9 protein-coding genes are annotated in these 9,969 nt (G+C 66.5%); 3 read left to right on the top strand and 6 right to left on the bottom strand.

What is annotated here, in order from left to right; genetic code table 11:
• Positions 1-62 precede the first annotated feature (62 nt).
• On the bottom strand, positions 63-512 hold the full coding sequence (locus ASC78_RS13240; RefSeq protein ID WP_055801789.1) for a hypothetical protein: 450 nt from the start codon (positions 510-512) through the stop codon (positions 63-65).
• 268 nt (positions 513-780) lie between these two features.
• Here ASC78_RS13240 and ASC78_RS13245 point away from each other — a divergent pair, with 268 nt between their 5' ends.
• Positions 781-1,911: an efflux RND transporter periplasmic adaptor subunit gene (locus ASC78_RS13245; RefSeq protein WP_055801791.1), complete on the top strand. Its 1,131-nt coding sequence runs from the start codon at positions 781-783 to the stop codon at positions 1,909-1,911.
• A complete protein-coding gene (locus ASC78_RS13250) occupies positions 1,908-5,084 on the top strand; it encodes an efflux RND transporter permease subunit (RefSeq protein ID WP_055801794.1) in 3,177 nt (1,058 codons plus the stop codon). The genes ASC78_RS13245 and ASC78_RS13250 overlap by 4 nt, the downstream gene beginning before the upstream one ends.
• On the opposite strand, the gene ASC78_RS13255 is transcribed toward ASC78_RS13250, so the two are convergent.
• The 5 genes from ASC78_RS13255 to ASC78_RS13275 are packed head-to-tail and all read right to left on the bottom strand — an operon-like array spanning position 5,081 to position 8,580.
• A complete protein-coding gene (locus ASC78_RS13255) occupies positions 5,081-5,734 on the bottom strand; it encodes a histidine phosphatase family protein (protein WP_055801796.1) in 654 nt (217 codons plus the stop codon). The genes ASC78_RS13250 and ASC78_RS13255 overlap by 4 nt on opposite strands.
• A 21-nt stretch (positions 5,735-5,755) precedes the next feature.
• Complete coding sequence (locus ASC78_RS13260) at positions 5,756-6,373, bottom strand: DUF4136 domain-containing protein (protein WP_055801799.1); 618 nt, start codon at positions 6,371-6,373, stop codon at positions 5,756-5,758.
• A 46-nt stretch (positions 6,374-6,419) separates the two neighbouring features.
• Complete coding sequence (gene ttcA, locus ASC78_RS13265) at positions 6,420-7,358, bottom strand: tRNA 2-thiocytidine(32) synthetase TtcA (RefSeq protein ID WP_055801803.1); 939 nt, start codon at positions 7,356-7,358, stop codon at positions 6,420-6,422.
• A 53-nt stretch (positions 7,359-7,411) separates the two neighbouring features.
• Entirely contained in the window at positions 7,412-7,786 is a 375-nt protein-coding gene (locus ASC78_RS13270) for a dihydroneopterin aldolase (RefSeq protein ID WP_021005694.1), read from the bottom strand.
• Between the two features lie 8 nt (positions 7,787-7,794).
• Positions 7,795-8,580 (bottom strand): SDR family oxidoreductase, encoded by a 786-nt coding sequence (locus tag ASC78_RS13275; RefSeq protein ID WP_055801808.1) that lies wholly within the window; start codon positions 8,578-8,580, stop codon positions 7,795-7,797.
• Between the two features lie 26 nt (positions 8,581-8,606).
• Between ASC78_RS13275 and ASC78_RS13280 the strand changes: the two genes are divergently transcribed.
• Positions 8,607-9,719 (top strand): class I SAM-dependent methyltransferase, encoded by a 1,113-nt coding sequence (locus ASC78_RS13280; RefSeq protein ID WP_055801811.1) that lies wholly within the window; start codon positions 8,607-8,609, stop codon positions 9,717-9,719.
• Positions 9,720-9,969 lie beyond the last annotated feature (250 nt).

Consider the following 9,969-nt stretch of genomic DNA (forward strand, 5'->3'; position numbering starts at 1 on the left):
CGAAATGCAGCGCGGCGCTATTGCTCGCTGCGCGCACGGCGGGCGACGGCCCGCCGGCTTCTTCATTGCGTATTGACGGTGTCGTTCGAAGTGAACGGCCAGATGTTCAGGAAGGGCTTGTTCAGCGACTCGCGACTGGCCGTCGCCTCGCTCGGCGTGAGGATCCACACCTCGCGCAGCAGGCCGGCGGCATCCCGCGTGTAGTTCACGAGGTATTTCTGGCCGACGATGGCGCCCGCCATCACCAGCATGTTCTGTTCGCTGCGGATGCGGGCGCCAGGCGCCAGGCGGTCTGCGTGGCCGTCGAGCTCAACGTCGGGCGCACTGGTCACCATGAACTTGCCGCGCAGCGTGCCGATGGGGAAGGTGCGCCCGCCCACCATCGATTCGTTTTGCGTCTGCGGCCGGGGCACGTCGGCCTGGGCCGCTGCGTCAACGGAAAAAAGGGTTGCAGCTACTGTGCAAAGCGCTATGAAAGTGAGAGCATTCGTGGGAATCTTGCAGCGGTTCATGGGGTATATCCAGAGGCTGTGGAGCGCCGATTTTAGCGAGGGGGTGAAATCCCCCTTGGCGCCTGCCACAGTGGGTGGTGCATGGGCCTTGCAGGGCGCTTTACTTATCTTTACGGCACTCGTGGACACTGCGAACCGACCGCTGCTCCAATAGCCGCTGTCAGCCCAAAGTGCTCAAAAATCCATGAAGAAAAAACTCGTTCTCGGCCTTGCAGGTGTGTTGATCGTAGCCGTCGCGGGATGGTGGTGGAACGGGGCTGGCGATCGCATGTCGGCAAAGAACGCCAAGCCGGCCACCGCGGCCGGCGGAGCGCCCGCGGGCAGTGCCCCGCCCGCGCTCGTCACCTTGGCTACGGCCGAGCGGCAGGACGTGCCGGTGACGGTGCAGGTCAATGGCAGCGTGGTCTCGCTCAACAGTGTCGACCTGCGGCCGCAGGTGACCAACACGGTTGCGGCGGTGCACGTGAAAGAGGGGCAGTTCGTCAAGGAGGGCCAGCTGCTCTTCACGCTCGACGACCGCAACGACCAGGCCAACCTTGCCCGTGCCCGCGCACAGCAAAAGCGCGACGAGGCCACCATGGCCGACCTCGAGCGCCAGTACAAGCGCAGCCAGGAACTGCTGGCGCAAAACTTCATTTCAAGGAGTGCCACCGACGCCACGCTGTCGCAGCTCGAGGCGCAGCGCGCCGCGGTGGCTGCCGACCGTGCCGCCGTCCAGTCGGCGCAGGTGGCGCTCGGCTACGCCACGCTGCGCGCGCCCATCGCCGGGCGCATCGGCGCCGTCAACATCTACCCCGGCACGCTGGTGCAGCCCACGCTGTCGCTGGTCACCATCACGCAGCTCGACCCGATTGCGGTGAGCTTCCCGGTGCCTGAGGCCAATCTGCAAGACCTGCTGGCGGCGGCGCGCAGCCGTTCCAAGGTCGAGGCGCTCGTCAGCGGACGCAAGGAGCCGCTGACCGGCGTGCTCAACTTCGTCGACAACACGGTCGACCCGCAAATCGGCACCGTGCGCGCCAAGGCGGTGTTCGACAACGCCGACCAGAGCCTCTGGCCCGGACAGTTCGTCGGCACGCGCATCACGGTGCGCACCCTCTCCGGCGCCACCGTGGTGCCGGCGGCGGCGCTCATGATGCTGTCCGACGGCGCTTCGCTCTACGTGGTCGACGAGGCCAAGGACGCCAAGCGACGCAAGGTACAGGTGCTCTACAACTTCGGCACCAAGGTGGCGGTGAGCGGTGTAGAGCCGGGCGAGCAGGTGGTCATCGAAGGTAGCCAGAACGTGCGCCCGGGCGGCAAGGTCCGCGTCGACAAGAAGGCCGCACCGGCCGGCACCACGGGGGTTGCGCCGGGCAGCGCGGCATCGACGGACACCCAGACCCCGCGGGAACGCGCATGAACATCTCGGAGCTCTGCATCCGTCGTCCCGCGATGACGGTGCTGTTGTCCGCCGCCGTCGTGGTGGCGGGCATCTTTGCGTACTTCAGCATCCCGGTTGCGGCGCTGCCGAGCTACAACACGCCGGTCATCAACGTGAACGCCCAGCTGCCGGGCGCAAGCCCGGACACCATGGCATCGTCGGTCGCGCTGCCGCTCGAGAAGCAGTTCTCGACCATTCCAGGCCTGCAGACAATCAGTTCGGTCAATACGCAGGGCGTGAGTTCGATCACGCTGGAGTTCGTGAGCAGCCGCGACATCGACGCCGCCGCCGTCGACGTGCAGGCCGCGTTGCTGCGCGCCCAGCGGCAGCTGCCGCAGGAACTGACGCAGCTGCCTTCGTACCGCAAAGTGAATCCGGCCGATGCGCCGGTGCTGTTCATCGCGCTGATTTCTCCGTCGATGAACCCGTCCGAGCTCAACGACTATGCCGAGAACCTGATCTCGCCCACGCTCTCAACCATCGATGGCGTGGCGCAGGTGGGCGTGTATGGCCGCAAGGCCTTTGCGGTGCGAATCAAGGCCAATGCCGACCTGCTCAATGCGCGCAACATTACGCTCGACGAGCTGGCCAAGGCCGTGAACTCGGCCAACGCCAACACGCCGGTCGGCACGCTCGACGGGCCGCGCCAGACGCTCACCATCCAGGCCAACCGCCAGCTCACCAAGGCGGAAGATTTCGCCAAGCTGATCGTCGGGCAGCGCAACGGCGCGCCGGTGCGGCTCGACGAAGTGGCCACCATCGAGAACAGCTTCGAATCGGTCAAGACCGCGAGCAGCTTCAATGGCCAGAGCTCCATCTCGCTGGCCGTGCAGCGCCAGCCCAATGCCAACACGGTGGAGGTGGTGGATGCGGTGCGCGCGCTCATTCCGCGCTTCAAGGCCGAGCTGCCGCAATCGGTCGAGATCCACATGGTGAACGACCGCTCGCTGTCCATCCGCGAGGCCGTGCACGACGTGCAGCTCACGCTGCTGGGCACCATCGCGCTGGTGGTGCTGGTGATCTTCCTGTTCCTGCACCGGCTGGTGGCGACGCTGATTCCGGCCGCGACCATTCCCATCTCGCTGATCGGCGCGGTGGCGCTGCTCTACGCCTTTGGCTATAGCCTGGACAACGTCTCGCTGCTGGGCATCACGCTGGCCGTGGGCCTGGTGGTGGACGATGCGATCGTGGTGCTCGAAAACATCATGCGCTACGTCGAAAAGGGCATGGAGCCCTTTGCCGCGGCGCTGCGCGGCGCGCGCGAGGTGGGCTTCACCATCGTCTCGATCTCGATCTCGCTGGTGGCGGTGTTCATTCCCATCTTCTTCATGCCGGGCGTGATCGGCCTGCTGTTCCACGAGTTCGCGGTGGTGGTTGCGCTGGCGGTGCTGGTGTCGGCCGTCGTCTCGCTCACGCTGGTGCCGATGCTCGCGAGCCGGCTGCTCAAGCACGTGCCCCGCAAGGACGGCGTGCTCGACCATGAAGAGGGGCATCCGGAACCCGGCACCGCCATCGGCCGCGCCTTTGAGCGCGGCTACCGCTGGGTGCATGGCAGCTACATGCGCACGCTCGACTGGACACTGGGACACCGCGCACTGATGCTGCTGATCGCCGGCGGCACCTTCATCGTCACTGCGTGGCTGTTCGTCTCCATTCCGAAGGGCTTCTTTCCCGAGGAGGACATCGGGCAGATCCAGATCACCACCGAAGCGGCCGAGGACATTTCCTTCACCGCCATGAACGCACTTCAGGAACGCGTGGCCGCATCGCTCCTGGCCGACCCGAGCGTGGCTTACGTGAACTCGTTCGTCGGCGTGGGTGGCCCCACGGCCACGCAGAACTCCGGCCGCCTGTTCGCCGTGCTCAAGCCGCGCAACCAGCGCCCCAAGATGGCCGTGGTGCTCGAGTCGCTGCGCCAGCGCTTCCGCGAGATTCCGGGCATTGCGGTCTACATGCAGCCGGTGCAGAACCTGCGCCTGGGCGGCCGCCAGAGCAAGGCGCGCTTCCAGTACACGCTGCAGAGCGTGAACGCGGGCGAGATGGTGCCCTGGGCCACGCGGCTGATGGAGCGCATGCGCGCCGACCCGGCGTTCCGCGACGTCACCAGCGATTCGCAGAACCGCGGCCTGCAAGCCACGCTCGAGGTCGACCGCGACAAGGCCGGCGTGCTCGGCGTGGCCGTGGGCGACCTTCGCACCGCGCTCTACAACGCCTATGGCGACCGGCAGATCGGCAGCATCTACGGCGCGAGCAACACCTACCAGGTGATTCTCTCGGCCTCCGACAACGACCGCCAGTTCGAGGACGACATGTCGCGCCTGTCGGTGCGCAGCACCACGGGCCGGCTGGTTCCGCTCTCGGCCTTCTCGACCGTCCAGCGCACCGTGGGACCGACCTCGGTCAACCACCAGGGCCAGCTGCAGGCGGTGACGGTGTCGTTCAACCTCGCGCCCGACGTGCCGCTGGGCAACGCGACCGCGAAGATCGACCAGTTCAAGGAAGAGCTGAAGATGCCGCCGTCGATCATCACCACCTACGGCGGCGATGCGGCGGTGTTCCAGAGCTCGCAGGCCAGCCAGGCCGTGCTGCTGGTGCTGGCCGTGCTGGTGATCTACGTGCTCTTGGGCGTGCTGTACGAAAGCTACATCCATCCGCTGACCATCCTGGCCGGCCTGCCGTCGGCCGCCGTGGGCGCGCTGCTTTCACTCAAGCTCTTCAGCTTCGACCTGACGCTGATTGCCACCATCGGCATCCTGCTCCTGATCGGCATCGTGAAGAAAAACGCGATCATGATGATTGACTTTGCGCTCGATGCGCAGCGCACCGAAGGCATGAAGCCGGTCGATGCGATCCGCGAGGCCTGCCGGCTGCGCTTCCGCCCCATCATGATGACCACGCTGGCCGCGCTGATGGGTGCGCTGCCGCTGGCATTGGGGCTGGGCGCCGGCGCCGAACTGCGCCAGCCGCTGGGTGTGGCGGTGGTGGGCGGGCTCATCTTCTCGCAGGTGATCACGCTTTACATCACGCCCGCGATCTATCTTGCGCTCGACCGCTACAGCGGCACCGGGCCCATGGTCGATCTGCCGGGCGAGGCGAAAAAGGCCGAGGCCGGTGGCGCCGCCGCGGGGCACGCGGCCTCCTCGCACGCCTAGGTCGTCGTCTCGTCGAGGATGTCGTCGTCCTCGTCCGTCACCAGGTGGGCGGTGTCGCTCCAGCCCACCAGGCTGAAGCCCTCGGGCGTCCACAGCATGCGGTTGATGGCCGCGTTGCCGAGCTGCCAGGTGCGCGGCGCCTGCAGCTCCTGGCGCGTGGCGGCGCGGTAGAGCACGTCCATCACGCCGCCGTGCGCCACCAGCGCCACCAGTTGGCCCGGATGGCGCGCGGCCAGTTTCGACGCAATGTGCGTCACGCGCTCGCGAAACGCCAGCAGGCTCTCGCCGCCCTCGGGCTCGAACTCGGGATCGCGCTCGCGCCAGCGCCTGGCCTGGTCGGGCAAGGTGGCTTCGATCTCCGCGAAGCTCATGCCCTCGAAGCGGCCGAAGGCGCGTTCGCGCAGGCCGGGCTCGGGGTGCACCGTGAGGCCATGGGGGCGCGCGATCTCCTGCGCGGTCTGCCAGGCGCGCGACAGGTCGCTCGCGTAGATCGCGCCGATGTCTTCGTGCGCCAGCGCCTGCCCCACGCGCCGGGCCTGCCAGAGGCCGGTGGCGTTGAGTCCGACGTCGAGCTGGCCCTGGATGCGGGTGTCGACGTTCCAGGCGGTCTCGCCATGGCGAACGGCAATCAGGCGGGTGATTTCTTCCATCGGCCGGATTCTAGAAGCGGCTCACTTCTTCGCAGCCGAGAGTTCGATGTTCACGCGGCGCTCGCCCTGCGGCGGATTCGGGAATCCTTGCAGCGCGGCCTGGAACATCACCGGCAGGATGGTCGCGCTCGCGTTGTACGGCCCGTCGTTGCGGGCCCGTGTTTCGTAGACGACGCGGTTCGAGCCGATGTCGCGCAGCACGATGCTCACCTCGCGCTCATACCAGGGGTTGGCCGCAGGCGGGATGAAGCCAGGCCCACCGTACCAGCCGCCGCCATACCAGCGGCGCGCGTAGCCGTGGTAGCCGTAGCCAGCGCCCCAGGGGCCGTCGAACAGCCACGGGTCGGCCCAGGGCGAAAGGCCGACCGTCACGCGTGCGCCGATCTGCGCGCTGTACTGCGGCTTGGCGTCGTCGCGGCGGAGGCCCACTTTTTCGAGTGCCGCCGCGGCCATCGCCTCGAGCGATTCCTGCTGGGCGGCGTCGGCCTGCTGCGACGGCAGCCGTTCGAAGCGGTAGGTGGCGCTGGGCGGCACCGCGGCGAGCGAGGAGAAGCTTTTCACATCGCTGTCGACCACCCACGAGGTGGCGCAGCCGCTCAGTGATGCTGCCAAAAAGAGAGCAAAAAACGCACGTTTCATGAGGATCTCCGGGCTCCGCGGCCCAAAATTCCCCTGGGTTGCCCGTTCAGCCCTGGAGGATGCGCAGGGCTGCAGGTGCCTGGGAGAGCAGGTCGAAAGAAGGCGTGTCGAAGGCCTTGTCGCCGTCTTCGTCGGCCACGCCGGTGGCCTTCAGACCCTTGAAGTCGTGCCGCGTTCCGTCGAGCAGGTGCGAGGGCACCACGTTCTGCAGCGCGGTGAACATGTTCTCCACGCGGCCGGGATGCTTTCTGTCCCACTCGCGCAGCATTTCGCCGACCTGCTTGCGCTGCAGGTTTTCCTGGCTGCCGCACAGCGTGCACGGAATGATCGGAAATTCGCGGTGCTGCGCCCAGCGCACCAGGTCTTTCTCGGCCACGTAGGCGAGCGGGCGGATCACGATGTGCTTGCCGTCGTCGCTCACGAGCTTGGGCGGCATGCTCTTGAGCTTGCCCGCGAAGAACATGTTGAGAAAAAAGGTCTGCAGCATGTCGTCGCGGTGGTGCCCCAGTGCCACCTTGGTGGCGCCGAGCTCGTCCGCCACGCGGTACAGGATGCCGCGGCGCAGGCGGCTGCACAAACCGCAGGTCGTCTTGCCCTCGGGAATCACGCGCTTGACGATGCTGTAGGTGTCCTGGTTCTCGATGTGGAAGTCCACGCCGAGCTCGCTCAAATACTTGGGCAGCACTTCTTCCGGAAAGCCGGGCTGCTTCTGGTCGAGGTTGACCGCGACGATGTCGAAATGAATCGGTGCGCGCGCCTTGAGCTTGAGCAGGATGTCCAGCATGGCGTAGCTGTCCTTCCCGCCCGAGACGCACACCATGACCTTGTCGCCCTCTTCGATCATGTTGTAGTCGACGATGGCGCGGCCCACTTCGCGGCACAGGCGCTTTTCAAGCTTGTGCGTCTCGCGTTCGATCTTCAGCGAGTTGGTGGCGATGGGGGTGGCGCCGGCGACGGGCGCCTCGTCGATCCAGACGGCGTTCATGGGTGGGCTGCTTCAGGCAAATCGGGGGGAGGAAGCCCCGATTTTGCCTTGGATCACCATTCCCCGGCTTCCATGCGGATAGCCACCTCGCAGTCGTCGAAGATTTCGAGCTTGGCGATCTTCACCCGCACGCCGACCACGCCGGGCAGCTGCAGCAGGCGCTGCGCAAGCTTGCCGATGAGGGTTTCGAGCAGGTTCACGTGCTCGGCCGTGCACTCGTCGATGATGATGCGGCGCACCTTGCGGTAGTCCAGCACATGAAAGATGTCGTCGTCCTTCGGCATCAGCGGCTGCGCGCCCAGATGCAGCTCGGCGTCGACCTGGATCGGCTGCGGCGCCGTCTTTTCCTGGTCGAGGATGCCCAGGTTGGCATCGAAGCGAAGCCCTTGCAGGGTGAGAGTCTGGCGGCCGATGGGGGTAGAGGACATGGTGGGGCTCACATCAGCGAGAAGTCGCGGTCGAATTTCATGAGGTGCTGGCCCCCGTCCACCAAGAGCGTGGTGCCGGTGATCGAGTTGTTCTCCAGCGCGAACTTCACCGTGGCCGCGACGTCGGCAGGCGTGGAAGAGCGGCCCAGCGGCGACAGCTTGTGCAGCTGCGAAAACTTGGCCTCGTCGAGCATGTGGCTCGGCAGCGTGAGGCCGGGCGCCACGCCCACCACCCGCACGCGTGGCGCCAGCGCCATGGCCAGCATGGGCGTGGCGGCTTCGAGTGCAGCCTTGGAGAGCGTGTAGCTGAGAAAGTCGGGGTTCGGGTTCCAGAGCTTCTGGTCGAGCAGGTGCACCACCGCGCCCTGCGCGTCACGCAGCGCCAGGTGGTCGCGCAATGCCTGCGCCAGCAGGATGGCCGCGCCGGTGTTGCTACGCGCGTGTCGCTCCATGAGCGCATAGCTGAAGCTGGCCGCGTCGTCGTGCTCGAAGAGGGACGCACTGTGGACCACAGCGTCGACCCCGCCGAAATGCGCCGCCACGCGCGGCAGCAAGGCGCGGGTGGCGCCTTCGTCGAGGAGGTCGGCCTCGAAGACTGCCGAACTGCCCGAAAGTCCCGCGCAATCGGCCGCCGTTTGCTCGGCTTCGGCCCGCGAGCTGCGGTAGTGCACCGCCACCTGCCAGCCCCCTGCGGCGAGGGCCAGTGCGATCTCGCGGCCCAGCCGGCGTCCGGCTCCCGTGACGAGGACGGTGCGGGGGGCCGGAGTAACAGGAGGAAGAGGCACTGTGCTCATGCGGAGAGAGAAGGGAGAATCGGGGCGTGACGATAAAGACGACAAACAGTTTACCCATCGCCCTCGATACTTTGATTGCCCGCGCGGTGGAACGCGCCGGCGGATGGATCGGCTTCGACCGCTTCATGGCGCTGGCCTTGTACGCACCGGGTCTGGGCTACTACGCCAACAGCTCCGCCAAGTTCGGCCACATGCCGTCTTCGGGCAGCGACTTCGTGACGGCGCCCGAACTCACGCCCATGTTCGGCCAGGCCCTCGCGGCCCAGGTGGTCGAAGCGCTGGAGAAGACTGGCACCGACACGGTCTGGGAGTTTGGCGCCGGCTCGGGCGCGCTCGCGGTGCAGTTGCTGCACGCGCTCGACGAAATGGGCCGCGGCGACGTGCGCTACCGCATCGTCGACCTGTCGGGCACCTTGCGCGAGCGGCAGCAGCAGGCGCTGGTGCGCTATGCCGACCGCGTCGATTGGCTCGGCGAGCTGCCGGAGTCGATGCAGGGCGTGGTGGTTGGCAACGAGGTGCTCGATGCAATGCCGGTGCAACTGCTGGCGCGCGCGGGCGGCCAGTGGCATGAGCGCGGCGTGGTTCGCAATGCAAGCGGCAATGGCTGGACCTGGGCCGATCGCGCCACGGAACTGCGGCCGCCCTTCGAGGTGCCGGGCGAGCACGACTATCTCACTGAAATCCATCCCCAGGCCGAGGCCTTCATCGCCACCCTGGCGGACCGCCTGGTAAAGGGTGCGGCCTTTTTCATCGACTACGGTTTTCCGGAGCGCGAGTACTACCACCCGCAGCGCCACATGGGAACGGTGATGTGCCACCGTGCGCACCAGGCCGACGGCGATCCGCTGTCCGACGTGGGCTACAAGGACATCACGGCGCACGTCAACTTCACTGGCATTGCGCTGGCGGGACAGGAAGCGGGGCTCGAGGTGCTGGGCTACACGAGCCAGGCGCGGTTTCTGCTGAACTGCGGGTTGCTTGCGAGGATGGAGCAGGGCTCTACTGCGGAGCGGGGAATGGCGGCTCGGCTCATTCATGAGCATGAGATGGGGGAGCTGTTCAAGGTGGTGGGGTTTGCTGTTGGTGAGCCTTGGGATGCAATGGGGTTTGTGGAGGGGGATCGGAGTCATACGCTCTGACTCTTTGAGCTGTTGGCCTTGTTTGCTTCCCGAGGCCGGGACTCGCCCCGGCGGGCGACTCACTTTCTTTTGCTTCGCCAAAAGAAAGTAAGCAAAGAAAAGGCGACCCCACTGTCTGCGACCCTCCGCTTCGCTGCGGGCAACCTGCGGTGCTCGGGTTTCGCGGGGTCTCGCAGAACTCGCTTCGCTCAGACAGCTGCGAGCCCTGATCCGCGAAACCCTGCGCTCCTCGGCGCATACAGAGGGGCTT

The organism is Variovorax sp. Root318D1 (assembly GCF_001424835.1).
Classification (GTDB): Bacteria; Pseudomonadota; Gammaproteobacteria; order Burkholderiales; family Burkholderiaceae_C; genus Variovorax.

What these genes read in the sequence shown, in the direction of transcription:
- ASC78_RS13255 (WP_055801796.1), bottom strand. Translation starts at nt 5,734, where the DNA reads ATGGAAGAAATCACCCGCCTGATTGCCGTTCGCCATGGCGAGACCGCC.
- ASC78_RS13250 (WP_055801794.1), top strand. Translation starts at nt 1,908, where the DNA reads ATGAACATCTCGGAGCTCTGCATCCGTCGTCCCGCGATGACGGTGCTG.
- ttcA (WP_055801803.1), bottom strand. Translation starts at nt 7,358, where the DNA reads ATGAACGCCGTCTGGATCGACGAGGCGCCCGTCGCCGGCGCCACCCCC.
- ASC78_RS13260 (WP_055801799.1), bottom strand. Translation starts at nt 6,373, where the DNA reads ATGAAACGTGCGTTTTTTGCTCTCTTTTTGGCAGCATCACTGAGCGGC.
- ASC78_RS13240 (WP_055801789.1), bottom strand. Translation starts at nt 512, where the DNA reads ATGAACCGCTGCAAGATTCCCACGAATGCTCTCACTTTCATAGCGCTT.
- ASC78_RS13245 (WP_055801791.1), top strand. Translation starts at nt 781, where the DNA reads ATGTCGGCAAAGAACGCCAAGCCGGCCACCGCGGCCGGCGGAGCGCCC.
- ASC78_RS13275 (WP_055801808.1), bottom strand. Translation starts at nt 8,580, where the DNA reads ATGAGCACAGTGCCTCTTCCTCCTGTTACTCCGGCCCCCCGCACCGTC.
- ASC78_RS13270 (WP_021005694.1), bottom strand. Translation starts at nt 7,786, where the DNA reads ATGTCCTCTACCCCCATCGGCCGCCAGACTCTCACCCTGCAAGGGCTT.